Source organism: Candidatus Chryseobacterium colombiense (genome assembly GCA_029203185.1).
Taxonomy (GTDB): domain Bacteria; phylum Bacteroidota; class Bacteroidia; order Flavobacteriales; family Weeksellaceae; genus Chryseobacterium; species Chryseobacterium colombiense.
This window is the reverse complement of the sequence record CP119310.1, coordinates 979,933-1,005,280: the sequence shown is the minus strand read 5'-3', so window position 1 is coordinate 1,005,280 and position 25,348 is coordinate 979,933. Positions and strand designations below refer to the sequence as shown.

The 25,348-nt window shown below is 35.5% G+C and carries 21 protein-coding genes; 15 read left to right on the top strand and 6 right to left on the bottom strand.

Features of this window, described 5'->3' with window-relative positions; all coding sequences use genetic code 11:
* Positions 1-16: 16 nt before the first annotated feature.
* Positions 17-922, bottom strand: coding sequence for an AraC family transcriptional regulator (locus P0Y62_04305; protein ID WEK70781.1), 906 nt, complete (start codon positions 920-922; stop codon positions 17-19).
* Positions 923-1,045: 123 nt separating this feature from the next.
* Here P0Y62_04305 and P0Y62_04300 point away from each other — a divergent pair, with 123 nt between their 5' ends.
* The 4 genes from P0Y62_04300 to P0Y62_04285 all read left to right on the top strand — a co-directional run bounded on the left by P0Y62_04300 (position 1,046) and on the right by P0Y62_04285 (position 6,210).
* The gene (locus tag P0Y62_04300) at positions 1,046-2,275 is read left to right on the top strand and encodes an MFS transporter (GenBank protein ID WEK70780.1); all 1,230 of its coding nucleotides are present in this window, start codon (positions 1,046-1,048) and stop codon (positions 2,273-2,275) included.
* 2 nt (positions 2,276-2,277) lie between these two features.
* Positions 2,278-3,756 carry a trehalase family glycosidase gene (locus P0Y62_04295; GenBank protein WEK70779.1) on the top strand — a complete coding sequence of 493 codons (1,479 nt, stop codon included), beginning with the start codon at positions 2,278-2,280 and terminating at the stop codon, positions 3,754-3,756.
* 25 nt (positions 3,757-3,781) lie between these two features.
* Positions 3,782-5,329 (top strand): TonB-dependent receptor plug domain-containing protein, encoded by a 1,548-nt coding sequence (locus tag P0Y62_04290; GenBank protein WEK70778.1) that lies wholly within the window; start codon positions 3,782-3,784, stop codon positions 5,327-5,329.
* A 62-nt stretch (positions 5,330-5,391) separates the two neighbouring features.
* Entirely contained in the window at positions 5,392-6,210 is an 819-nt protein-coding gene (locus tag P0Y62_04285) for a TonB-dependent receptor (GenBank protein ID WEK70777.1), read from the top strand.
* Positions 6,211-6,289: 79 nt separating this feature from the next.
* Here P0Y62_04285 and P0Y62_04280 read toward each other — a convergent pair whose 3' ends face one another.
* A complete protein-coding gene (locus tag P0Y62_04280; protein ID WEK70776.1) occupies positions 6,290-8,155 on the bottom strand; it encodes an endonuclease in 1,866 nt (621 codons plus the stop codon).
* A 190-nt stretch (positions 8,156-8,345) separates the two neighbouring features.
* On the opposite strand from P0Y62_04280, the gene P0Y62_04275 reads away from it, so the two are divergent.
* The 9 genes from P0Y62_04275 to P0Y62_04235 all read left to right on the top strand — a co-directional run bounded on the left by P0Y62_04275 (position 8,346) and on the right by P0Y62_04235 (position 16,482).
* On the top strand, positions 8,346-9,485 hold the full coding sequence (locus P0Y62_04275) for an acyl-CoA dehydrogenase family protein (protein WEK70775.1): 1,140 nt from the start codon (positions 8,346-8,348) through the stop codon (positions 9,483-9,485).
* 255 nt (positions 9,486-9,740) lie between these two features.
* Positions 9,741-12,674 carry a M12 family metallo-peptidase gene (locus P0Y62_04270; GenBank protein ID WEK70774.1) on the top strand — a complete coding sequence of 978 codons (2,934 nt, stop codon included), beginning with the start codon at positions 9,741-9,743 and terminating at the stop codon, positions 12,672-12,674.
* A 411-nt stretch (positions 12,675-13,085) separates the two neighbouring features.
* A complete protein-coding gene (locus P0Y62_04265; GenBank protein WEK70773.1) occupies positions 13,086-13,796 on the top strand; it encodes a glycohydrolase toxin TNT-related protein in 711 nt (236 codons plus the stop codon).
* A 10-nt stretch (positions 13,797-13,806) separates the two neighbouring features.
* The gene (locus tag P0Y62_04260) at positions 13,807-14,226 is read left to right on the top strand and encodes a hypothetical protein (GenBank protein WEK70772.1); all 420 of its coding nucleotides are present in this window, start codon (positions 13,807-13,809) and stop codon (positions 14,224-14,226) included.
* A 228-nt stretch (positions 14,227-14,454) separates the two neighbouring features.
* Entirely contained in the window at positions 14,455-14,922 is a 468-nt protein-coding gene (locus P0Y62_04255; protein ID WEK70771.1) for a nucleoside triphosphate pyrophosphohydrolase family protein, read from the top strand.
* A gap of 1 nt (position 14,923) precedes the next feature.
* Complete coding sequence (locus P0Y62_04250; protein WEK70770.1) at positions 14,924-15,487, top strand: thioredoxin family protein; 564 nt, start codon at positions 14,924-14,926, stop codon at positions 15,485-15,487.
* Between the two features lie 5 nt (positions 15,488-15,492).
* Positions 15,493-16,098, top strand: coding sequence for a DUF4230 domain-containing protein (locus P0Y62_04245; protein WEK70769.1), 606 nt, complete (start codon positions 15,493-15,495; stop codon positions 16,096-16,098).
* A gap of 11 nt (positions 16,099-16,109) precedes the next feature.
* Positions 16,110-16,235, top strand: coding sequence for a hypothetical protein (locus P0Y62_04240; protein WEK70768.1), 126 nt, complete (start codon positions 16,110-16,112; stop codon positions 16,233-16,235).
* A 61-nt stretch (positions 16,236-16,296) separates the two neighbouring features.
* Positions 16,297-16,482 carry a hypothetical protein gene (locus tag P0Y62_04235; GenBank protein WEK70767.1) on the top strand — a complete coding sequence of 62 codons (186 nt, stop codon included), beginning with the start codon at positions 16,297-16,299 and terminating at the stop codon, positions 16,480-16,482.
* Positions 16,483-16,656: 174 nt separating this feature from the next.
* Here P0Y62_04235 and leuB read toward each other — a convergent pair whose 3' ends face one another.
* From leuB to P0Y62_04215, 4 genes are read right to left on the bottom strand one after another with little or no spacing between them, the layout of a single operon-like run.
* Positions 16,657-17,775, bottom strand: coding sequence for a 3-isopropylmalate dehydrogenase (gene leuB / locus P0Y62_04230; GenBank protein WEK70766.1), 1,119 nt, complete (start codon positions 17,773-17,775; stop codon positions 16,657-16,659).
* Positions 17,765-18,364: a 3-isopropylmalate dehydratase small subunit gene (leuD, locus tag P0Y62_04225; GenBank protein ID WEK70765.1), complete on the bottom strand. Its 600-nt coding sequence runs from the start codon at positions 18,362-18,364 to the stop codon at positions 17,765-17,767. The genes leuB and leuD overlap by 11 nt, the downstream gene beginning before the upstream one ends.
* A gap of 30 nt (positions 18,365-18,394) precedes the next feature.
* On the bottom strand, positions 18,395-19,783 hold the full coding sequence (gene leuC, locus P0Y62_04220) for a 3-isopropylmalate dehydratase large subunit (GenBank protein ID WEK70764.1): 1,389 nt from the start codon (positions 19,781-19,783) through the stop codon (positions 18,395-18,397).
* A 19-nt stretch (positions 19,784-19,802) separates the two neighbouring features.
* Positions 19,803-20,966 (bottom strand): 2-isopropylmalate synthase, encoded by a 1,164-nt coding sequence (locus P0Y62_04215; GenBank protein WEK70763.1) that lies wholly within the window; start codon positions 20,964-20,966, stop codon positions 19,803-19,805.
* A 147-nt stretch (positions 20,967-21,113) separates the two neighbouring features.
* On the opposite strand from P0Y62_04215, the gene P0Y62_04210 reads away from it, so the two are divergent.
* A complete protein-coding gene (locus P0Y62_04210; protein ID WEK70762.1) occupies positions 21,114-22,658 on the top strand; it encodes a hypothetical protein in 1,545 nt (514 codons plus the stop codon).
* A gap of 608 nt (positions 22,659-23,266) precedes the next feature.
* Positions 23,267-25,204 carry a threonine--tRNA ligase gene (gene thrS / locus P0Y62_04205; GenBank protein ID WEK70761.1) on the top strand — a complete coding sequence of 646 codons (1,938 nt, stop codon included), beginning with the start codon at positions 23,267-23,269 and terminating at the stop codon, positions 25,202-25,204.
* The last annotated feature ends 144 nt before the right edge of the window (positions 25,205-25,348 follow it).

Genomic DNA, 25,348 nt, shown 5'->3' with positions numbered 1-25,348 from the left:
ATAGATGTAGATGGTATTAAAAAGTAGCCTTAGGTTTTACCTCATCTTCTACCTTCAAATCTACATTCACCTTATTCTGTGCAAAATTCTTCATAAACTCTGAAGGTGTTTTCTCAGTATATTTTTTAAACATTCTGTTAAAATAAGTCACATTGTTGAAACCACAGCTGTAACTGCATTCTGAAATACTTTTATCCTGCGCCATCAACAAACAGGCTTTATTAATCCGATAACGATTCACAAATTCTGTGAACGTAATCTGAGTTGCTTTTTTGAAAAAATTACAGAACGCGGGTAGCGTAAGATTGGCCAGTTTTGCGACATCTTCAATATCAATTTCCTTATCATAATGATGTTCAACATAAGTGAAAATATTTTCCAGACGGGTTTTGTTCTTTGAGATAATGGTATAAGGCATAATTTCCTTGTTTAAAAGCTCGTAATTTTCGCATTTTGAAAGCTCAAACAAGATTTCCAGTAGCAATAAGTATCTTTTATACCCTTCTGACTTCAACATTAATTTCAATTTTGGAAGCATTGTTTTATGTACTTCATCATGAAAATGAATTCCGTATTTAGAAAGTTCCAAAAGATTTTTAATAGACCTCGCCTCTACTTCCTGTTGTGGAAACTGTAAAATTTCTTCTTTGAACTGAAGAACGATTTCCTCGTGAGGATCGATAGAGTTTAATCCAAAGCCTGAATGCGGAATATTGGAACCAATTAATACCAAATCCCCATTCGTGTAGTTACTTTTATGATATCCGACGTGTCGTGTTCCGTTCCCGGAAATTACACATACAAGCTCAATTTCGGGATGATAATGATATTCCCATTTAAATTCTGAAATCGGAGAATTGTTGTGAATCGTCCGAAAAGAGCTCTTTTCATTGGGAACTACCCTTTCAAAAGTGACTTTCATTTATTTAATCAAATTTTGTTCTCTAAAATAATAATTATATTAATATAGTTCAAATATTGATTTATAATGTTAAATTAATGTGAAGCTGAATGCTTCTATCTTAGCCAACAAGAAATTATATGAATGAAAAATTTCAATATTAAGGCGGTTTTATTTTTAAATTATTTCGTTTTTGCAATTCTTCTGAATTCTGTAGGAACGGTAATTCTGCAGGTTCAGCAAAACTTCGGAATTTCAAAATCCCATGCCAGTGTTCTGGAAGGGTTCAAAGATCTGCCGATTGCGATCTGTTCATTCATTCTGGCGTCGTTTCTACCAAAAATAGGAATAAAAAACTCTATGTTAATCGCTTTGCTTTTGGTAAGCTGTATGTGTTTTGTAATGCCTTTCGCCAATGATTTCTGGTTTTTTAAACTCTTATTTTCCATTGTTGGAATTTCTTTCGCGTTAATTAAGATTTCAGTTTTCACCTCCATCGGATTGGTGACGAATACAGATAAGGAACATTCAAGCTTTATGGGTTATCTGGAAGGTTTTTTTATGATCGGCGTATTAATGGGAAATGTTTTATTCAGTTTGTTCATAGATGACCATGATCCAAGATCAACCCACTGGCTGAATGTATATTGGGTTTTAGGAGGTATTTCAACCTTGTCATTTTTGTTTTTATTTTTTACAAAATTAGATGAGCATGAAGCAAAAAGTGAGAAAACGGATTTACTGGGTGATTTAAGAAACAGTGCGAGTTTATTTGGTTACAGAAAAGTATTGTTCTTTTTATTATGTGCTTTTCTTTTCGTTTTGGTTGAACAGAGTTTCCAGACATGGACACCGACTTTTTATAAAGAAATTTTAAAAGTTCCGACTTCGATGAGTATTCAGGCGGGAGCGGTTTTAGCGGGAGCGTTTGCGTTAGGAAGATTTTTGTCAGGCTTTTTCTCCAAAAAATTTAGCTGGATCTATGTTGTTTCTTTTTGTGTGGTGGGTTTTGCAGTCAGTATTTTATTGGTGCTTCCATTGACTCACAATATTCATATTAATACTTCTACAACTTGGATGAATGCTCCATTGGTTGTGTATTTATTTCCATTAATGGGAGGGTTATTAGCACCAATTTATCCAAGTATCAATTCAGTGATCTTAGCGTCCATTCCAAAATACTTACATAGTGCAATGTCAGGTTTGATCGTGGTTTTCTCTGCAATCGGAGGAACCATCGGATCCGTTATTACCGGTTTTGTGTTTCAGGAATTTAGTGGGCAACAGGCTTTTTACCTTTCATTAATTCCTCTTTCCTTGTTGATTATTTCGGCAATTTTCATGAATAAATTAAAAATAAACCATAAAAAATAAAGATGAACAAACAATTATATATCAATGAAATTCAGGCTCTGTTTGACGATGTTCAACGATCGAAAATCTTCGAGGATCAGAAGATGATGACTGATGCGGTTCCGTTATTTCCGATTGATGAAATTAATATAAAATACGAAAAGGAAAAACAGTTCGAGAATTTTGATCTGAAAGAATTTGTCCTATCCCATTTTGACTTTTTAGGAGCGAAAATATCTATTCAGAGAGAAGATCATTTGCCGATTGAAGAGCACATCGAAAAACTTTGGGATGAGCTGACCAGAACAGCTTACGAAGAAAAAGGAACATTGCTGAAACTTCCAAAGCCTTATATTGTTCCGGGAGGTCGTTTTAATGAATTTTTCTATTGGGACAGTTATTTCATCATGTTGGGGTTGCAGGTTTCCGGAAGAGTGGAGATGATGGAAAATATTATTGAAAACTGTTCTTATTTAATTCAGACTGTTGGTTTTGTTCCTAATGCGAGCCGGACTCATTTTTTAAGCCGTTCTCAGCCACCTTATTTTTCATTGATGTTGGATCTGCTTTTTGAAACCACAAAAGACGAAAATATTTACATTAAATATCATGATACGCTAGAAAAAGAATATGCTTTCTGGATGAATGGTGTTGAAAAACTGGAAAAGGGTTCAAGTTCAAAAAGAGTATTGAAAACGGTTGACGGAGATATTTTAAACAGGTATTATGATGCAGAGAATGAACCCCGTCCCGAAAGTTATTTAATTGATATTGAAGATGCCGAAAATGCAGGTGAAGAATTTTACAGAAATATCAGAAGTGCCTGTGAATCGGGTTGGGATTTTTCCAGCAGATGGTTTGGAGATGGAGAACATATACAGACTATTGAAACATTGAACTTAGCGGAAGTGGATCTGAACTGTCTGTTGTTGCATTTGGAAACTACACTGGCGAAATCCTCATCACTTCAGAACTTAATGGAAAAGGAAAATGTTTTCAAAGAAAAAGCACAAAACAGAAAACAAATGATCAACAAGTATTTCTGGGATGAAGCTTCCGGAATTTACAGAGATTATCATACGAAGAAAAATACAACAACCTCATCTGAACATATTGCTGCTCTTTATCCTTTGTTTCTTGGATTAGCAAATGAAAAACAGGCAGAATCAGTCGCAAAAAATATGGAAGAAAAATTCCTTTATCAAGGCGGTTTGGTTACCACTACAAAGAAAACCGGACAGCAATGGGATCTTCCGAATGCATGGGCGCCGTATCAATGGCTGGGTTATAAATCTATGAAAAGCTACGGTTTTGATGACTTAGCGGAAAAGATTAAAAACAACTGGTGTGCAAATGTGGAAAGAGTGTATAAAAATACAGGAAAGCTGATGGAGAAATACAATGCATTAGATATAGAAACTGTTGCGGGAGGTGGAGAATATCCTAATCAGGACGGTTTCGGATGGACAAATGGTGTTTATCTTAAATTGAATCAAAATTAAAACTAACTATAAAAAATTAAAGGCTATGAAAAAAAGATCGATTTTCTTACTTGCCGGAATTGCGACACTTTATTTTAATAATACGTACGCTCAGGAAAAGACTCCACAGGATTCTACGAGAACGGCATCTATTGATCAGGTGGTAATCACAGGAAACTCCAATCCAAAAAAGAAAATAGAATCCAGTACGGCGATTTCTACTTTTACAGCGAAAGAAATTCAGAAACAAAACCCTATTAGCGCGGCTGCTTTATTGCAGAGAGTTCCTGGTTTTGCAGTGGAAACTTCGGGTGGTGAAGTCGGAAACAACCTTTTTGCAAGGGGTATTCCTTCCGCAGGAGCTTATGAATTTGTACAGGTTCAGGAAGATGGACTTCCTGTTTTTGAAGACGGAGCTTTGCAGTTTGCGAATGCAGATAACTTTTTCCGTGTAGATAATTCGGTAAGCAGACTGGAAGCATTGAGAGGTGGTTCGGGATCTATTTATGCCAATAATTCTCCTGGAGGTTTAATTAACTTTATTACAAAAGAAGGAAGTAATGATTTTAAAGGGACTGCAAAACTGGAGACGAGTACTTATGGTTTAATGCGTACTGATGTTAATTTAGGAGGAGCTTTGATACAGGATAAACTATTCTTTAACGTCGGTGGTTTCTACAGAACAGATAACGGAATCCGAAAAACAGGCTTTAAGGCTAATAATGGCGGACAAGTCAGAATGAATCTTAAATATGTTTTTGATAAAGGCTATGCAAAGGTTTATTATAAGAAGCTTGATGACAGAAATACATTCTTTCTTCCTATTCCTTTGGTGCAAAATGGAAATGATCTGAAAGAATTCCCGGGTTTTGATTCTAATTACGGAACATACAGTTACAGAGCGATCAGCCAGTTGAATATTCCGCAAGCCGGAGGAGGATTTTTCAATAGAAATTTAGAAGACGGAATTCACCCGAGAGTAGATGTGTTAGGTGCTGAGTTTAAATATGATCTGGGAGGTAATTTCTCGGTGATTAATAAAACAAGGTACACGAATATCAATATGAACTATACCGGAATTTTCCCGGCAGGAGGACCTCAAACAATGGCTGATTTTGCAAAGTCGGAAGGGATTACAGGAAATAATTATCAGTATTCATTAGTAAGCAACGGAGCTGTTGTGAACCCGGCTTATGTTCAGAAATTAGGTTTTTGGGCGATTGATAAGCAGATGAATAATTTTGTCAACGATTTACAATTTAATTATAAATTTGACAAAGGAAATGTAACAGCAGGATTTTATAAATCTAACTGGAAATCTCATCAATACTGGAACTGGAGCAATATTTTAACAACAGCAACAGACCGACCTGAACTTTTGAATTTAGTTGATACTTCATTAACTCCAACAAGTACCGGATATTCAAAAACGTATAATGGCGTTACTGATATGTCGTTTCTGGTTAGAGACTCTCAAATCCAAGGGAGCTTAAATGATCTTTATCTGAATCTGGATTATAATATTACGGATAATTTAAGTTTCAATGGAGGAATTCGTTACAGTAAAGATTCTTATCAACAACTTCAAACCTGAATAATTCCGGGCTCACAACAGACGGAACCCATTCTTTCTTAACAACCACTGCTGATGATAATATGGCTGTGCTGGGTAATAGATATACGTATTGGTATTACGATGTGAATAGGGTTTCTTTCACAACGGCTTTGAATTATAAAATCAATAAAGAAAATGCGGTGTATGCACGTTTTTCTAATGGTTTCAGATCGCCGAATGAAGAAGCGTACTATAACAATATGAATGATTTGTCTGCTATAAAACCGGTGACGACTAATCAGTTGGAGGTTGGATATAAATATTACTCAAGAACATTTGATGTAGCGGTGATTCCGTTCTACTCTACTTTGAAAAATCTTTCGTTCACAGATGTTTTCTCTGACGGAACTTCTGAAAATAAATTCGCCAACACCACTAACTTTGGAGTTGAATTGGAAGGGTATGCAAGATTGTTCAACAATTTGCTGGAAGTGACTTTCAACGGAACGATTCAAAATCCTAAATATAAAGATTTTACAGGAAGAAATTCTGATGGAACCGCATTTAATTATGATGGAAATACGGTAAGAAGAATGCCGAAATTCTACTTTAATATTGCTCCTGCAGTCAATATTACCAAAGAATGGAGAGCTTATGTGAGCATGAATTATTATGGAAAACGTTTCCAGGATGAAGCGAATACGGACAAGAATATCTTGCCTTCATTTTCAGAATTTGGGGCAGGAACTTCTTATCAGTTTGGAAAAATAAGATTTGCAGTTGACGGAACCAATATTTTCAATACCATCGGTATTACAGAAGGTGATCCAAGATCTCCGCTTACAGGAACGGGAGATATCAGAATGGCAAGACCTATCATGGGAGCTGCTGTAAGAGCATCCATTACATTAGATTTCTAAAATTAGTTTCTCTATCAATTAAAAAAACCGTCAGATATTTTCCGACGGTTTTTTTTGTTGTTATTTTGAAAGTGTAAATCTATTTTTTAATAAACGGATAGGTTTTATCATCCAGTTTTAATAAATAAGAACCTGTAGATAAATGCTGAACAGAAATATTCTTTTTGTTTTTGAATGGAGTTTTTTCTGTAGAAATCACTTTTCCTGAAAAATCTAAAATCTGTGCTGACTGTATATCTTCAGTTTTCCCGCTTACGAAAATGTTCTCATTAGCTGGATTTGGATAAATTTTAAATTCTTCTTTACGGAAAGTGATAAGATCTGATGTTGATAACGATCCTAAGTTCTGGCAATAATTGCTTGCATAAGAATCCCATTCAGAGAGTGTAAAACTTGTTGTTGGCTGATTTATGCTTGCTTTTCTGTATAAAGAAACATTACCTAAGGTTGAAAAATTATTTGTGCCAGAAATTCCAATGGCATCTACGGTTGCTGATTTATACCTTAATTCCACATACTGGCTTCCTGAATACGTCATTTGCGGAGCTGCTGTCACAAATTTTGCCTGATTGATGGTATAGCACGAAAAATTAGCTTCAGGATGCAGGACTACAAACGTTTCATTATTCTGAACAATTCCTTCCAATTCGTAAGGAGCCGGAAAATAATAATTGCTTCCGCTTGCAAACTGAATAGATAACCTGTAGTCGCTCAGATTTACAGGGTGTCCTGTTTTATTGGTAATTTCTAATCCTTTATTGTTGGAGGTTCCTTCCAGGTATTTTGTTACCATTAGATCTTTAGCATAGGTGTCGGATGCTAAAGTTGTTGCATAGGCAATATTGCTGTCGGAAGAAAGCAAATATCCGTTGTCATAGGCTTTTACTGTAAAAGTATAAGCTGTTGAAGGAGTCAAATGATCTACGCTGAATGTTGTGTTTTTCGTTGCTCCGACAAGCGTTCCGTTTTGATAAATATTATAACCGATCACGTCTGTGCTTGAACTTGGAGTCCAGCTTAATGTGGTGAAGTAAGCACTGTTTTGAGTTACAGTTAAATTAGTGGGAGTTTGCGGTGCTATAGTATCAGGAGTCTGTCCCCAGATTGCATTTACCCATGTTGGATTATCAATAAAAGGGTTTCTGTTTTTCTGAATAGCGTATACTTCATTATTTCTGTCTATTTCCCTTTGAGAAACAGGATCTTGCTGATGCCACTGAAGAAGCATGGCGATATAAGCCGGATCAAAGGCTCTTTCCTCGGTTCCATCCAAAGGATTGGTATCAGAAGCAGGATTTGTATTGTTGTTGAAATTGAAAGTGCCTAATTTACCTTCGTATCTTACTGCAAAATATAATAAGCATCTTGCTACATCCCCCTTAAATTCATTGATGGGTTCGTAAACACGGCCTGTATAAGCTATTCCCGGAATGGCACAGTTTCCGATTTTGGAAGTATTGGTAAATGTATAATAAGTTGTAGAACCCGCAATTCCATAGGGATAATTACTTCTCAACTGATTTATTCTAGCATCTGTAGGAACTACATAAAATAAATCTGAATACATTGGATAATTACTGTAGAAAGTACTTTGAGGCATCATGTGTTCACGGTTCCAGCCCTGCCCTTCTGCGCTTGCACTTCCAATGATATTTGCTGTGGTGTATTCATAAGCATCCGGTCCTGTCGGAATTTCAGAATAGATGTCTAGTAAAATAGTAGTGTTACTGGGTCCGTAATCATAATATTTATCCAAATCAGTCTGATTGTAATAATTGGTAAGATCACTATAATTCCAGTTGATATTCTTTGCAGATATAATGTCGTGGAGTTTTGATTTCAGGGCATAACCGCTTAAACCGGTTGTGCCATTATAATACCCTGCCGGAGCTTGCGCTGTAAAATATGATGAAATCAAAATTACAGGAAGTAGAAATTTTTTCATGTTTTAGTATTGGGAGGCAAAATTAGTAAATTAATAAATTTGTTTTTAAGAAAAATTTATTAAATAATCATTAAATATTAGAATGTAAGAATTTGAAAACTAAAGATTTGTTAATCAATTGCTATGGCGAAAATAATTTTTTGGGCGTTCCGTCAATTTATTTATCTTTGGGAACTAACTATTATCTATTATGAATACAGAGACTATTGACAACATTAAAATGATAGCGGAAACAGCAAGAGAGTTTGCTGAGAAGAATATCAGACCTAATATTATGGAGTGGGACGAAAGCCAGACTTTTCCTAAAGATTTGTTTCATCAGTTAGGTGAAATGGGTTTTATGGGAATTGTTGTTCCTGAGCAGTACGGAGGTTCTGGTCTTGGTTATCATGAATATGTTGCGATTCTTGATGAGATTTCTCAGGTAGATCCTTCTATCGGTCTTTCTGTGGCAGCTCACAACTCTCTTTGTACCAATCATATCTACGAATTCGGAAATGAAGAGCAAAGAAACAAATGGCTTCCTCAGTTGGCTTCGGGTAAAGTAATCGGAGCTTGGGGATTAACAGAGCATAATACAGGTTCAGATTCGGGAGGAATGTCTACAACAGCGGTAAGAGACGGAGATGACTGGATCATAAGTGGAGCTAAAAACTTTATTACTCACGCTATTTCAGGAGATATTGCAGTGGTAATGACAAGAACAGGTGAAAAAGGAGCTAAAAATAATTCAACAGCTTTTGTTTTAGAAAAAGGAATGCCTGGTTTTACTTCCGGTAAAAAAGAAAACAAACTGGGAATGAGAGCTTCGGAAACAGCAGAATTAATTTTCGATAATGTTCGTGTTCCGGATTCTCACCGTTTAGGAGAAGTGGGTGAAGGTTTCAAACAGGCTATGAAAATTCTTGATGGAGGTAGAATTTCTATTGCTGCATTGAGTTTGGGAACAGCTAGAGGAGCTTATAAATCAGCTTTAAAATATGCTAAAGAAAGACATCAGTTCGGGAAATCAATTTCTGAATTCCAGGCGATCAATTTCATGTTGGCAGATATGGCAACTGAAATAGATGCTTCTGAATTATTGATTCAGAGAGCGGCGACATTGAAAAATGCTAAACAGAAAATGACAAAAGAAGGAGCTATGGCAAAACTGTATGCTTCTGAAGCTTGTGTAAGAATTGCTAACAATGCAGTTCAGATTTTCGGAGGATATGGCTATACAAAGGACTTCCCTGCCGAGAAATTCTATAGAGACTCTAAGCTTTGCACGATCGGAGAAGGTACTTCTGAGATCCAGAGATTAGTAATCGGTAGAGATATTACAAAATAACTGTTTTAAAAGTTAATCAACATAAAATTTCTAACTGTAAATGAGATTAGAAATTTAGAATTATAATATCAATAACTGAATAGCATACGTATTTTGCGTATGCTATTTTCTTTTTATGATGCAATAAGATTTCAATCATTTTCAATGTATTGCATAATATTTTGAATACATAATCTAAAATTTTCTTAAAAAAATTTGTTTTTCGTAATATATTTTTTATTAGCTTTGATATTCCACAAACAAAATAAAGATTATATGAGAAAACAATTATCGATGATCGGAGTACTTCTGATCTCAGGAATTTCTTTCGCGCAAACCGACCGTCTTTGGTCCGAAGGTTCTAGAAAAACAAGTTCGGAAATCTTTGAAAACAAATCTTCTATTACTACTCCCCGGATTTTCAGTCTGGACATTAACGGACTGAAAAATGTTCTTGCAAAAGCTCCAAAAAGATTGGCAGCCGGAGAAAAATCTCAAATTATAGTTTCTTTCCCGAATTCTGAAGGGAAAATGGAAAACTTTAAAGTAAAAGAAAATTCGAATTTTGATCCTGCACTCGCTGCAAAGTACCCCGAAATTAAGTCTTATGTAGGAACTGGTCTGGAAGATCCTAATTCTACCGTTTATTTTAGTATTTCCCCTTTAGGATTGTCTTCAATGGAGATTTACGGAGATAAATCTGCTGTTTTTATCGAGCCTTATACAAAAGACCTTTCCACTTATGTAGTGTATAAAAAGTCTGATAAAAAAGATGATCTGAGTAAATTTGAATGCAGCGTAATTGACGTAGCTCAGAAAGGAGCTGCAAACACCATGAATCTTGCTGCAAGACCGAATGCGGATGATGCGTTATTGAGAACATTCAGACTGGCGTTATCTTGTACAGGAGAATACACCACCTACTTTGGTGGAACAAAAGCCAATGCTTTGGCAGCCATGAATAATACAATGACACGTGTAAACGGAGTTTTTGAAAAAGATTTTGCGGCTAGAATGGTTTTAATTGCTAATAATGATGCTGTAATTTATACCAACGCTTCTACCGATCCTTATTCTGCAGCCTCAGGAATGAGTAATTGGAATTCACAACTTCAATCTACTTTAACTTCAGTTATCGGTGAGGCCAATTATGATATAGGACACTTGTTTGGTGCTTCCGGAGGAGGTGGAAACGCAGGTTGTATTGGCTGTATCTGTACAAATGGTTCAAAAGGAAGTGGTTATACTTCTCCTGCAGATGCAATCCCTTCAGGTGATAATTTTGATATAGATTATGTAGCTCACGAAATGGGGCATCAATTTGGAGGAAATCATACATTTTCTTATAATAATGAAGGAACAGGGGCTAATATGGAGCCTGGTTCAGGATCTACGATTATGGGGTATGCCGGAATTACAAGCCAGGATGTTCAGCCGCATTCCGATGCATTTTTCCATGCTATCAGTGTTCAGCAGATCACTAATAATATAAAAGCCAAAACCTGCTCTGTGAATACGGCTACAGGGAATTCAATTCCGACAGCAAATGCAGGTTTGGATTATACTATTCCGAAAGGAACACCATTTGTGCTAACTGGTACAGGAACTGATGCAAACGGAGATTCGTTGACTTATATCTGGGAGCAGATGGATAATGCTTCATCCTCACAAACCGGTGCGAGTTCGGCAGCAAGTGCTACAAAAGCGACAGGTCCTACTTTCAGATCATGGACTCCGCAAACAACTCCAACAAGATATTTCCCAAGAATGGCTTCTGTGTTGGCTGGTGCAACTACAACGGCTGGTTCCGAAATTACAGTGGAAGCTCTATCTAATGTAGCAAGAACCTATAATTTTAGATTTACGGTTCGGGATAACAGAGCCGGAGGTTCAGGTAACAATTCGGATGATGCCGTAATTACAGTAAATGCGACAGCCGGACCTTTCAGTGTAAGTTCACAAAATACAGCAACCACATATTCAGGAGGTACTTCTCAAACGGTAACATGGAATGTAGCAGGAACTACGGCTAATAATGTAAACGCAGCCAATGTGGATATTCTTTGGTCTACAGACAGCGGAAATACTTGGACTACTCTATTGGCAGGAACTCCAAACGACGGAAGCGAAGCTGTAACCATTCCTAATGTTTCTACAACAACAGGAAGAATTATGGTGAAAGGCTCAAATCATATTTTCTTCGACGTCAATAACGCAAATATTACTGTAAATGCAGGTTCAGGATCTTCAGATACTGTGGCTCCTACAGCACCTACATTAGCAGCTTCAGGCACTACTTATACAAGCACAAATCTTTCTTGGTCGGGAGCGACAGACAACGTAGCAGTTACAGGTTACGATGTTTATCAAGGCGCTTCACTGATCGGTTCCACAGCATCTACTTCTTATACTGTAACAAGTTTGACTCCATCTACAACCTACAGTTTCACCGTAAAAGCAAAAGATGCAGCAGGAAATGCTTCTGTTTCAAGTAATACGGTAAGTGTAACAACTTTGGCAGGAAGTACGGTTTCTTATTGTTCAGCTTCAGCAAATAATACAGCGGACGAAAGAATCGGAAATGTGAAATTTGGAACAATTAATAATACATCAACAGGAACTGCAGGATATGAGAACTTTACTTCCATTTCCACAAATGTAACCAGAGGTTCTGCCTATACAATTTCTGTAACTCCGGTTTGGACATCAACAGTGTATAGTGAGGCATATGCTGTTTATATTGATTACAACGGAGATGGGGATTTTGCAGACAGTGGAGAATTGGCTTGGTCTAAAACAGGATCTACAACTACACCTGTAACAGGATCCATTACTATTCCGTCAACAGCAACACTTGGAAACACAAGAATGAGAGTCATGATGCAGTACAGTTCTGTACCTTCATCGTCTTGCGGAACATATACGTACGGACAGGTTGAAGATTATACCTTAAATATTGTTTCATCAGGAAGAGGTGATGTACTGAACACTAAAGACTTGATAACTGATATTAAATTGTATCCAAATCCGGTACGAGATATCTTAAATGTTTCAAATTCGACCTCAGAAGATTATAAAATCTTCGATATGGGTGGAAAACTAATTAATTCAGGAAAACTAGAAAGAGGCTCTGTAAACGTAAGCAGTCTTATAAAAGGCGCTTATATTATTCAGATTGGAGAGGCTTCTAAGAGATTCATTAAAAACTAATAACGTTATTAAATTATGTATGACTGCCTGTGAAAACGGGCAGTTTTTTTATTGAAAATCATTGATACTCTTTCGATTATTAATTAAGAATCAGGTAAATGTGAATATTAAATTTTCTTTTAAAAGTAATTATGAATGTACTAATGATAATTTTTTTCCGAAAATCACTGACAAATGAATTTTTTATTTAATTTTATCCGCGGAATTATTTCTATTGTACCACCTATCCTACTGCACTGAAAGGACTTTCTAAAATTATTTTGAAAAAAACGGGTGATACTCTTCTTGCTTTTTGATTTACTTAGATCTTTCCAGTAAAATAATAGTAAATCATATAAGAATGAGATTTTGTTAAGAACGAGATAAACTATTATGCAGTCGTCTTCATCTTACATAATTTAAAATTTTTATATGAAACATTTATTTAAGTATTTATTTTTTTTATCAACGGCTTTCTTATCAATTGCCTGTAATTCGGACAATGAGGTAGAACCGCATATCCCCAATGTTCAAACGGTATTCTACAAAAGTGCCAACGAATTTGCGGCAACTTATGATTCCGGAGGAAAAGTAAGTCAGCCAACAAGAGATCGTATATTTACACTCTATAAGCAAGGGAAATGGGGAGAATTAGAATCTCTTTTTAAAGCAGATAATTTAAACGGAGGATGGCCACCCGCGAACGGAGGATACAATATCATTGATGATATACCTTTCCAGGCCGGACAAAAATTCGACAGATACAGTGGTGCTATCGGTACTTATAACGGAACCGGAGTTCCTACTTTAGGAGGAAGTTTTACAAGTCCGATTATTAACGGATATACATACACATTCTCACAAAGAGCCTTAAATCAGCCGGAAAGTGCCTATGATTTCTATTACGAAATTGAGGTATTAAATAATTCGCTACCTTTCAAATCTCAAATTGCAGATGTTATTCCTTGGTTTGGTCAAGTGGGAGGAGGTGTACAGACCATGTGGAAAATTTCGATTGATGCTACAACAGGATATCAGAAAACATGGAATAAATTAGCTCAAGAGGGGTATATCAAATTGACCATCAAAAAAAGCCCGAGTGGGAAATATAATAATTTGGTGGGTACAGTGATACAAAAATAGACAAGCCTGAATGCATTCAATAGTAAACAAAATAATTCTAGTAAAGAAAGCTCTTATTGCAAAAAATTACTTTAGCAATGATGAAATTATTCCATCGGCTGTGGTGAAATTCACCTGCAATAACTGTAACCACGTAAATACAGTTGAAATAACTCCTTACGAATCAGGGTTTCCGATTTTTCAGATCTATAATGAAGATAAAGTACTGGCTAAAGCTGAGCTTTTAAATAATAATGTTGTGAAGGAGACTTCACCGGGAAGAATTCATTATGGAGAATTAACAGTGAATGACTTACCTACATTATACTTTGGAACTCATTGCGAATCCTGTCAATCCAACTATATAGGAGTTTTCAGCTATGGTGAAAAACAGCCGGGATTAACGGTTTTAGATATTTCTGGTATTTGGGAGTATAAAGATTATAATTAGAGAGATAATTGGTTGTCATTTCGACGGAAGGAGAAATCTAATTGATGATGAAGAGATTCTTCATTTCATTCAGAATGACAATAGATAATTTGAAAAAATCTACAGTTTAGAACTGTGGATTTTTTTTATTGGAAGATGCAGCAATTCAAAGGGATGGGATTTTATTCCAAGAAGCGTTGTAAATTTCTCGAAATCGTTTTTTATATTTGCTTTAAATAAAAAATATTCATGGATAAAATTGATAGTCTGAACCAAGTAGCAGAATTCCACACCACTTTCAAAGCCCCTATTTTAGATACCCCACAAATTCCTTCTCCGGAAAGATGTAACCTTAGAGTAGAGTTGTTGCAGGAAGAATTAAATGAATTGAAACAAGCAATTGCAGATAACAACATTGTAGAAATTGCTGATGCGTTGTGCGATTTACAATATGTTTTGAGCGGCGCAGTATTAGAATTCGGACTTGGCAGCAAATTTGTAGAACTATTCAACGAAGTTCAGCGTTCCAATATGTCAAAAGCTTGCGATAATGAAGAACAGGCACAGGAAACCGTTGAATTTTACAAAGCAAAAGACGTAGAATCATTTTATGAAAAATCGGGTGAGAAATTCAATGTTTACAGACAGGCAGATCATAAAGTCCTGAAAAATAAATATTATTCTCCGGCTGATTTGAAGACCATTATCGAAAAATAATATGAAAAAACTCATTACAAATGTTGCCGTGATTTCCTGTTTAGCTTTTACAGCTCAACAGTTCAGTGCTCAGAAAGTAGTCGTAAACCGTGAGGTTGAAACAACAAATGATGGCAAAATGCTTTTAGGAAACCAGTTGAAAGAACAGTTTCTGAAAGCTCCGTATGCAGACTGGTATGTGAAAGAGCATGATGAATATGCGATGGATCAAAAAGCGATTACCGATCTTAAAAAGGATAAAATCAATTCTTATAATATTACCGTTTTCATGGGAACCTGGTGTGAGGACAGTCATAGAGATTTCCCGAGATTAATGAAAATTCTTGAGGAGGTAAAATATCCGGAAAATAAACTGACCATTATTGCGGTGAACCGTAAAAAAGAATCTCCGACCGGAGATGAAGGTCGTTATAATATTCAGAAAGTTCCAACCATTATTGTTGAAAAATATGGCAAAGAAATCGGAAGAATCATAGAAATGCCTACCACGGGATATATTGAAAGAGATTTAGTGAATATTCTGAAGAAAGATGACCAATCGGTAATCAAAGAAATTTTAAAATAACAGATTTGAAAAATACCAGATTCATAATACCTTTCATAGCGGGAGCCCTGCTGATGGTTTTGTTATTTTTTGGATTGAAATCCTGCCTGAATCTTGGAGGAAAAACGGAGCAGTCAGATTATTACATTCTGACCAATCAGATTTCCAAAATGAATAAAATGGTGGTGATCGAACAGAATTTTTCTTCCATGCAGAAGACGAAAATGGGATACGAATTTTTCGGAAAAGAAGTTTCCAGCAACAGCATTATTACGTATACCAAAACTAATGCGCAGGTTTCTTACGATCTTAATAAAATGAAAATTAAGGTTGACTCCATCAATAAAAAATTAGTCATTACAGATCTTCCGGAAGCTGATATAAGAATTACACCAAGTGTGGAGATTCAATCACTGGATGACTCTTTTTTTAACAGAATTTCTGAAAAAGATATCAGGAATGTTACCCAGAAAGCAAAAGAAACTGCCGTTAAATCTGTAGATCAGAATAAATTAAGATCAGAAGGACATAAACAATTAATGGAAAATCTGAATAATATTTTTGTTTTGGCAAAAGCATTAAATTATAAAATTGAAGATCAGACAGGAAAAATTGGTATATTAGGTCTTTAAAAAATAATACCATGACAACAGAAAACGAGCAAAATTCTAAAAAAGAAGAAAATACAGAAGTTAATCCTCGTAAGAAGGTTGAAAAAGAAGATCTTCCTAAATCAACAGCGAATAAATCAGGGAAAAACGGCGGCTAATTCACTTCAGTTTCTTTTTGGCAAGCCCTTTGAATGATATGAACCATAAAAATTTAAAATTATGGACACCAAAGGAAATACAAAAGGAAAAGAATCTGCCAATAATGCAGAAACAAAGAAACAAAATCAGGATTTTCCCAATATTCCTGCTTCGTCAAAGAAAACGAATCCGCCTGATATTGATAAAGAAGATGTTCAGAAATCTTCAAAAAACAAATCAGGAAAAACAGACAATACGAAAGAATAATCTTATTAAATACAAAAGGTTCGGTCTCTATGAGACCGAACCTTTTTTCAAAAAAAAATATAAAAATAAAAGTCAAACACAGTAATGAACTGACAGCGGTCAATTCGCTTCGCTTGTGAACTACCCTAACTATTTGACGAATTGACTCACGAAGCAGAATTGATTCGTCATTTTCTATACAATTGTTGATTTTCCGATCTTAACATTTTCAACATTATAATATTTCTCAGAATATTTAATATAATCTACGATAAAGCTTCCGACTTCACTGGTAGAATAAGGCTGTTCAGTATTGAGATCTATCGTAACATATTTATTTTCTATGGCATGCTCTACAGATTCTCTTAATTTCTCTGCGGCAGCATCCAGTTTTAAATGATCAAGCATCATTGCTGTGCTCAAAATTGAAGCAACCGGATTGGCAATTCCCTTTCCTTTAGCTTGCGGATAAGAACCATGAATAGGCTCAAACATTGCGTTTTCATGACCAATGGAAGCAGATGGAAGCAATCCGATAGAACCGCCAATTACACTCGCTTCATCAGAAATAATATCTCCAAACATATTTTCTGTAACGATCACATCAAACTGTTTTGGATTTAAAATTAACTGCATTGCTGCATTATCTACAAACATAAAATCAAGTTTCACATCAGGATATTCTCCAGCAATTTCTTTGCATACTTTTCGCCATAATCTGGAAGTATCCAATACATTCGCTTTGTCAATCAAGGTTAATTTTTTTCTGCGTTTTTGCGCCTCCTGAAAAGCCATGTGAACGATTGGGGCGATTTCATCACGGTTGTACTTACAGATATCATAAGCATAGCCTGCTTCTTCATCAGTGAATTTTTCACCAAAATAAATTCCGCTCACCAACTCTCTGAAAATCTGGATATCTGTACCTTCAATAATTTCTTTTTTCAAAGGGCTTTTTTCAATTAAAGAATGATACGTTTTCAATGGTCTTATATTGGCAAAAAGCCCTAATTCTTTACGAAGCTTCAATAAACCCTGTTCAGGACGTACTTTCGCATCGGGATTATTATCAAAAGACGGATCTCCGATAGCACCAAAAAGTACAGCATCAGATTCTTTACAGATTGCTAAAGTCTCATCCGGTAAAGGATTTCCTGTTTTAAAAATGGCTTCTGCTCCTACCAATCCGTACTTAAATTCAAATTTATAGTGGAAAGCTTCTTCGATAGCCTCTAAAATTTTAATACTTTCATGTACTACTTCAGGTCCAATTCCGTCTCCCGGAAGAACAGCAATTTTAAAATCAGTTTTCATATACTTTTTGTGTTTTTAATTCAAATTCATGAATAGCCTGTTTTCTGCTGATTAAAAAATCAATATCATCATAACCATTTATCAGGCATATTTTTTTATAAGAGTCAATTTCAAAGCTTTCTGTTTTATCATTGAAAGTGATTGTCTGTTTTTCAACATCTACCAAAATTTCTTTTTCAGGATTTTCTGTGATGCTGTTCATGATTTCTTTCAAAAATTCTTCGGAAACTTTTACAGGCAATAATCCGTTGTTTAATGCATTTCCTTTAAAAATATCTGCAAAAAAACTTGAAACAACGACTTTGAAACCATAATCCGTTAAAGACCAGGCTGCGTGTTCACGGCTGCTTCCACAACCGAAATTATTTCCTGCAACAAGGATTTCACCGCTGTATTTTGGATTATTCAGGACAAAATCTGAGTTGGGCTCATTCGTATGAACGTTGTATCTCCAGTCTCTGAAAAGATTATTGCCAAAACCGTTTTTATCAATACTTTTTAAAAATCTGGCAGGGATAATCTGGTCTGTATCTATATTTTCTACCGGCAAAGGAATTGCGCGGGATTTGATAATGACTAATTTTTGCATGGTATCTGAAATCAAATAATTGTAATGTGTTTAGTTTAAATTTTCAAAGATGGATATTCTCCCTTCAATAGCTACCTTTGCAGCGGTTAAAGGACTTGCTAAAATTGTTCTGGCCCCCTGTCCTTGTCTGCCTTCGAAATTTCTGTTGGAAGTGGAAACGCAGTATTCCCCTTCCGGAATTTTATCATCATTCATGGCTAAGCACGCTGAACATCCCGGTTGTCTGATCTGAAAACCGGCTTCGTTGAAAATTTTATCTAAACCTTCTTCAAAAATCTGTTTTACAACCTGTTGAGAACCTGGAACGATCAAAGCCTGAACATGCTCCGATTTATTTTTTCCTTTGATATAATTCGCTGCTGAACGGAAATCCTCTATTCTTGCATTGGTACAGCTTCCGATGAAAACGTAGTTTACTTTAATGTCGGAAAGCGCTTGACCTGCTTTTAGTCCCATATACTTCAGAGCTTTTTCTTCAGATTCATTCTGTGGATCCGGAATATTTTGATGAATTGAAATTCCCATTCCCGGATGGGTTCCGTAGGTTATCATGGGATAAATTTCAGCAGCATCAAAAGAAAATTCGGCGTCAAAAACAGCTCTATCATCTGTTTTCAAGGTTTTCCAGTATTCTAATTTTTCTTCCCACTCCTCTCCTTTTGGCGCAAAAGTTCTGCCTTTTACATATTCAAATGTAGTTTCATCAGGAGCAATCATTCCTCCTCTGGCTCCCATTTCAATGCTCATATTGCAGACTGTCATTCTGCCTTCCATCGACATTTCTTCGAAAACGTTTCCGGCATATTCACAGAAATATCCCGTTCCACCATCGGTTCCGACTTTTGAAATGATATATAAAATCACGTCTTTCGGTTGAACATTTTTATTGAGCTTACCATTTACGGTAATTCTCATTGATTTTGGTTTGTTCAGCAGTAAACATTGGCTGGCAAAAACCTGTGCTACCTGACTGGTCCCGATGCCAAAAGCAATCGAACCGAAAGCACCATGGGTTGAAGTATGACTGTCGCCACAAACAATGCTCATTCCTGGCTGTGTAACTCCCAATTCAGGAGCGATGATATGAACAATGCCTTGATAAGGATGGCCTAATCCGTATAATTCAATATTGTTTTTCCTGCAATTTTCTGTTAACTGTTCTACCTGATTTCTTGATGATTCATCACGAATGGGTTGATCCTGATCTAATGTCGGGACATTGTGATCGGCTGTGGCTACAATTTGCTTGGGTCTGAAAATCTCAAGATTTCTGGATTTCAGTTCTGCAAAAGCCTGTGGACTCGTTACCTCGTGAATCAGGTGTTTGTCAATATAGATGATTTGTGGCCCGTTTGGAATAGTTTCTACAACATGAGCATCCCAAACTTTATCAAAAAGTGTCTTTTTATCGTTATTCATTTTATTTACATCAATAAGTCTACCCTATTTTTCTCGTTGCTTTTTCGATGATTGAACTTAAATCATCATTATTAACCTCTTTTTTCATATCGGCAACTTTTAAAAATTCCTGATATAAAAAATCAAGTTCATTTTTGGTCACCTCAAAACCAATATGTTTGAATCTGTAAGCTAGTGCGGAACGTCCGCTTCTTGCTGTCAGTACAATAGTTGAAGTATTTACGCCTACTTCTTCAGGATCTATGATTTCATAAGTTTCCCTGTTTTTAATCACACCATCCTGATGAATTCCCGAGCTGTGGGCAAAAGCATTCGCACCAACAATTGCTTTATTAGGCTGAACCGGCATTCCCATCAATTCAGAAACCAAAACGCTCATAGGATTGAGCATTTTGGACTGAACATCAGTATATAATTTTAAATGTGGATGCTGTCTAAGGATCATTACTACCTCTTCCAAGGCCGTATTTCCGGCTCTTTCACCAAGTCCGTTGATCGTACATTCGATTTGTCGGGCACCGTTTACAATTCCTGCAATAGAATTGGCGGTTGCCATTCCTAAATCGTTGTGACAGTGACAAGACAGAATAGCTTTGTCAATGCCGTTTACATTTTCTCTCAAAAATTTTATTTTTTCTCCATATTCTTCAGGTAAACAATACCCTGTTGTATCTGGAATATTCAGCACTGTTGCTCCTGCTTTGATAACAGCTTCACAAACTTTTGCCAAATATTCATTGTCTGTTCTTCCTGCGTCTTCAGCATAGAATTCCACATCTTCTACATACGTTTTGGCATATTTTACAGCCTGGACTGCCCTTTCAATAATATCTTCTCTGTTGGAGTTGAATTTGAACTTAATATGAGAATCGGAGGTTCCGATTCCTGTATGTATTCTTGGTCTTTTAGCATATTTTAAAGCTTCAGCTGCTGCATCGATATCTTTCTGATTGGCTCTTGTCAGTCCACAGACCTTTGCATTTTTTACCAGTTTTGAAATCTCCGAAACGGAATGAAAATCTCCTGGACTGGAAATCGGGAAACCAGCTTCAATAACATCTACTCCAAGCCCATCCAGTTTTTCGGCGATCATTAATTTCTGTTCGGTATTTAATTTACACCCCGGAACCTGCTCTCCATCACGCAGTGTGGTATCAAAAATTTCGACTTTTTCGGAATTCATAATGAAGTTTTTACTTAATTTTGATTCAAAACTAGAAAGTTGAAAAGGTTTTTGGTTTTCAATTTTTATAAAAATTACAATAGTCAAAACATGAATTTTTTATTTTAATTTTTTGATTATCAATATTTTAAATTCTATAAATTTACAATGGCAGAATTGCAGAAAGATTTTTTATTTGTATTGATTAAGTCATTAACAACCTCCGAAAAAAGGCAATTTAAGCTCTATGTAAACCGTCTCGGAATTAATGTAGATGCAAAGTTTCTACTCCTGTTTTCAGAAATCGATAAGATGAATGAATATGATGAAAATATTATTATAGACAAGAAAATTTCAACGAAACAACAGCTGTCCAATCTGAAAGCTCATCTTTATAAGCAGATTCTGGTGAGTTTAAGAATGAATCCGAGCCATCAGAATTATAGGATACAACTCCGCGAACAGCTTGATTTTGCAAATATTTTATATCAGAAAGGGCTCTACAAACAGGCTTTGAAAATCTTGGATAAAACGAAACAGTCCGCTTTAGAATTAGACGAAAAAAGTATTGCTTCGGAAATAATAAATTTAGAGAAGGTAATTGAATCACAATTCATTACGAGAAGTATTGAAGGGCGTGCAGAGGAACTGATCCGGCAGTCTACGGAAATCAGCAAGCAAAATCATTATGCCACAGAATTGTCTAATCTTTCATTGAAATTATACAGTGAAATGCTGACGCATGGTTATGTGAAAAATGATGAAGACCGGGCAGAAATTATGAATATATTTGATGCTCAAATTCAGAAAATTACTTTTGAAAAACTGAATTTCACCGAAAAATTATGGTATTTCAAAGCACATGTCTGGAAAAACCAACTTCTTCAGGACTATAAGTATACCTTGAAATATGCCTATCAATGGGTGGATCTGTTTCATAAAAATCCTGAAATGATAATCAGCCATCCGGTCTGGTATGTTAAAGGAAATACTTACCTCTTGAAAATTCTTTTTCTCTATGGAAATATTGATATTCTTGAGGACAGTTTTAAAGAATTTAATGAAAAGGTATCTTCTTCAAGTTTTGCTCAAAATGAAAATATACAATCGCTTGTATTTCTGACGTATTATAATACTTTGATGAACATTCATTTTGTGAAAGGTGAATTCTTTTCAGGCTCTAAACTGATCCCGGAAATTGAGCTTAAAATGGAGCGTTTTCGTGATAAAATTGATGAGCATCATTTCATGATTCTTTATCTGAAAATGGCGGCTATGTTCTTTGGAAGTAAAAAATTTAAAGAGACTGTGAAATATTCTCTAAGAGTGATTGAATCTAAGGGAAATGTACAGGAAGATTTACTGTTCCATACCAGAATTTTGATTTTAATGGCCAAATATGAATCTGGAAATGATGAAGATTATGATGAGTTTATAAAAGCGACCTTAAAATTTGCTAAAAAAATGAAAAAACCTGATGAATTTCATTTTGAGGGAATTAAATTTTTTAAAAACCTGAATAATTTAACCCCGGACAAGCAATTGAATTCCTTTAAAGATTTTGATAAAAAGTTAGAGGTCTTTGCTGAGAATGAATATTATCGTAGATCTTTGTTTTATATAGATATTCACGGTTGGGTAAAATCTAGAGTAAGAAATGTGGATGTGATTGAAATTATTAAGGAAAAAGTAAGATATAAAAGGCGGCACTGACAGTTTTCTAAGAACAGTCTAATACACTATTTTATTAATCTTAAAAAGTAAAGGATTACATTGAGTAATCTTTTTTCGCTAAAATTATATTACAATTTTTTTGATCTGCAATACAATAAACTGAATATTACAAAACTTATTGTAAATACTACGATCAAAAGATTGTCATTTATATTAATATTGAAAAATTTCACAATAATCTTAATGATCAAAACAATCACGACTAAAATAATGATATTTATTACTAAGTTTTTGATGGTCATAAGGATAGCTTTTAAACATCAATATTACTAAATTTCTTCTGAAAAATACAGTTTGAAATTATTCTTTTGCTTTTGCCAGTTCAGAATTAATGAATTCGATACTACTGTTTTCAAACGCTTTTAGTAATTGCGGAACGAAATCGCTGAAGTTTCAACATTTTCGTTATAACCGATTGAAAATTTTGAAGTGTTTTTCTATGAAAACCTGAATATGGAAATAGTAATTGTAAAGACTGAAAATATTTTTTTCATTATTTAATATTAATTCTGGGTTTAAGTACATGCGAATATAGTATTTTAACTAAAAAATGCGTATTTTTGCATCTTAAAATTTCTTAGTAAACAATGATAAAAATTACACTTCCAGACAATAGTGTCAGAGAATTCGAGGCAGGAGTTACTCCGCTAGATGTGGCAAAATCTATAAGCGAGGGATTGGCTAGAAATACCATTTCCGCAGTTGTAAACGACAAACAAGTAGAGACAACCACGCCTATCACCACGGATGCTACGGTACAATTGTTAACCTGGAATGATGATCTTGGAAAGAAAGCTTTCTGGCATTCTTCTGCCCACCTTTTGGCGCAGGCTATCCTTGAGTTTTATCCTAATGCTAAGCTGACTATTGGTCCTGCAATCGAAAAAGGATTCTATTATGATGTAGATTTCGGTGACGAAACTTTATCAGATAAAGATTTTGAGAAGATTGAGAAAAAAGTATTGGAAAATGCTAAAAAAGGCTCAACGTTCTCATTATACCCTGTTTCTAAAGAGGAAGCATTAAAAGTATATGCGGATAATCCTTATAAGGTGGAATTGATTTCAAACCTGAATGATGGAGAAATCACTTTTGTAACTCACGATGATTTCACAGATCTTTGCCGTGGAGGACACATTCCGAATACAAGCATTGTGAAGGCAATGAAGATTTTAAATGCTGCCGGAGCATATTGGAGAGGAAACGAAAATAACCCTCAATTAACGAGAGTATATGGTATTTCTTTCCCGAAACAGAAAGATTTAACAGAATATCTTGAGCTTTTAGAAGAAGCTAAGAAAAGAGATCACAGAAAATTAGGTAAAGAACTGGGGATTTTTGCTTTTTCTGAAAAAGTGGGTCAGGGATTGCCTTTATGGTTGCCAAAAGGAGCTGCTTTAAGAAAGAAATTAGAAAACTTCCTTTCTGAAGCTCAGAAAAAAGCAGGCTATGAGTTCGTTATTTCTCCGCACATCGGAGCAAAAGAATTATATGTAACTTCAGGACACTGGGATAAATATGGAGCAGACAGTTTCCAGCCTATTAAAACTCCGAATGAAGGAGAAGAATTCATGCTGAAGCCAATGAACTGTCCGCATCACTGTGAAATTTATAAAACTTCGCAATGGAGCTATAGAGATTTACCTAAAAGATACGCTGAATTTGGAACTGTTTACAGATATGAGCAAAGTGGTGAGCTTCACGGCTTAACGAGAGTTCGTGGATTTACTCAGGATGATGCACATTTGTTTTGTACTCCTGATCAGTTGATGGATGAATTTAAGAAAACGATCGATTTAGTTCTTTATGTTTTTGGTTCATTAGGGTTTGCTGATTTTACGGCTCAGATTTCATTAAGAGATCCAAATAACAAAGAAAAATATATCGGAACCGATGAAAACTGGGAAAAAGCTGAAAATGCAATCGTAACGGCTGCAACTGAAAAAGGCTTGAATACAGTTACTGAATATGGTGAAGCGGCATTCTATGGTCCTAAACTGGATTTCATGGTAAAAGATGCGCTAGGAAGAAAATGGCAGCTAGGAACTATTCAGGTGGATTATAACCTACCGGAGAGATTCGATCTTTGGTATACTGGAAATGATGGAGAAAAGCACAGACCGGTAATGATTCACAGAGCACCATTCGGTTCTATGGAAAGATTTATTGCGATCCTGATTGAAAATACAGCGGGAGATTTCCCATTGTGGCTGGCTCCGGATCAGTTCATTATTTTACCAATCAGTGAGAAATATGTAGATTATGCTAAAAAAGTTTCTCAATTACTGGAAAATCACGATATTAGCGGATTAATTGATGACAGAAACGAGAAAACGGGTAAAAAGATCCGTGATGCAGAATTGAAAAAGATTCCATTTATGATTGTAGTGGGAGAAAATGAAGAAAATGATGGCACAATTTCTGTAAGAAGACGTGGTGAAGGTGATTTAGGAGTAATGAAGATTGAAGATTTTGTTACTTATTTTAAAGAAGCATCAAAAACAGGATTTGAGTTTAATGCTTAAATCAAAAAAATATCATTCTAGAAAATTTAAAAATTAATTTTGTTCAGAATGATTGATAAAAAATAGAAGATTAACCAATAAAATTATAATACAATAGCACAAAGATTTAACAACAGGGGCCCACAGAGACGTCCGGTACAAGAG

Bases quoted from the DNA above. Each gene is read 5' to 3' on its own strand.
- P0Y62_04305 (WEK70781.1), bottom strand. From the start codon at position 922: ATGAAAGTCACTTTTGAAAGGGTAGTTCCCAATGAAAAGAGCTCTTTT.
- P0Y62_04300 (WEK70780.1), top strand. From the start codon at position 1,046: ATGAAAAATTTCAATATTAAGGCGGTTTTATTTTTAAATTATTTCGTT.
- P0Y62_04295 (WEK70779.1), top strand. From the start codon at position 2,278: ATGAACAAACAATTATATATCAATGAAATTCAGGCTCTGTTTGACGAT.
- P0Y62_04290 (WEK70778.1), top strand. From the start codon at position 3,782: ATGAAAAAAAGATCGATTTTCTTACTTGCCGGAATTGCGACACTTTAT.
- P0Y62_04285 (WEK70777.1), top strand. From the start codon at position 5,392: ATGGCTGTGCTGGGTAATAGATATACGTATTGGTATTACGATGTGAAT.
- P0Y62_04280 (WEK70776.1), bottom strand. From the start codon at position 8,155: ATGAAAAAATTTCTACTTCCTGTAATTTTGATTTCATCATATTTTACA.
- P0Y62_04275 (WEK70775.1), top strand. From the start codon at position 8,346: ATGAATACAGAGACTATTGACAACATTAAAATGATAGCGGAAACAGCA.
- P0Y62_04270 (WEK70774.1), top strand. From the start codon at position 9,741: ATGAGAAAACAATTATCGATGATCGGAGTACTTCTGATCTCAGGAATT.
- P0Y62_04265 (WEK70773.1), top strand. From the start codon at position 13,086: ATGAAACATTTATTTAAGTATTTATTTTTTTTATCAACGGCTTTCTTA.
- P0Y62_04260 (WEK70772.1), top strand. From the start codon at position 13,807: ATGCATTCAATAGTAAACAAAATAATTCTAGTAAAGAAAGCTCTTATT.
- P0Y62_04255 (WEK70771.1), top strand. From the start codon at position 14,455: ATGGATAAAATTGATAGTCTGAACCAAGTAGCAGAATTCCACACCACT.
- P0Y62_04250 (WEK70770.1), top strand. From the start codon at position 14,924: ATGAAAAAACTCATTACAAATGTTGCCGTGATTTCCTGTTTAGCTTTT.
- P0Y62_04240 (WEK70768.1), top strand. From the start codon at position 16,110: ATGACAACAGAAAACGAGCAAAATTCTAAAAAAGAAGAAAATACAGAA.
- P0Y62_04235 (WEK70767.1), top strand. From the start codon at position 16,297: ATGGACACCAAAGGAAATACAAAAGGAAAAGAATCTGCCAATAATGCA.
- leuB (WEK70766.1), bottom strand. From the start codon at position 17,775: ATGAAAACTGATTTTAAAATTGCTGTTCTTCCGGGAGACGGAATTGGA.
- leuD (WEK70765.1), bottom strand. From the start codon at position 18,364: ATGCAAAAATTAGTCATTATCAAATCCCGCGCAATTCCTTTGCCGGTA.
- leuC (WEK70764.1), bottom strand. From the start codon at position 19,783: ATGAATAACGATAAAAAGACACTTTTTGATAAAGTTTGGGATGCTCAT.
- P0Y62_04215 (WEK70763.1), bottom strand. From the start codon at position 20,966: ATGAATTCCGAAAAAGTCGAAATTTTTGATACCACACTGCGTGATGGA.
- P0Y62_04210 (WEK70762.1), top strand. From the start codon at position 21,114: ATGGCAGAATTGCAGAAAGATTTTTTATTTGTATTGATTAAGTCATTA.
- thrS (WEK70761.1), top strand. From the start codon at position 23,267: ATGATAAAAATTACACTTCCAGACAATAGTGTCAGAGAATTCGAGGCA.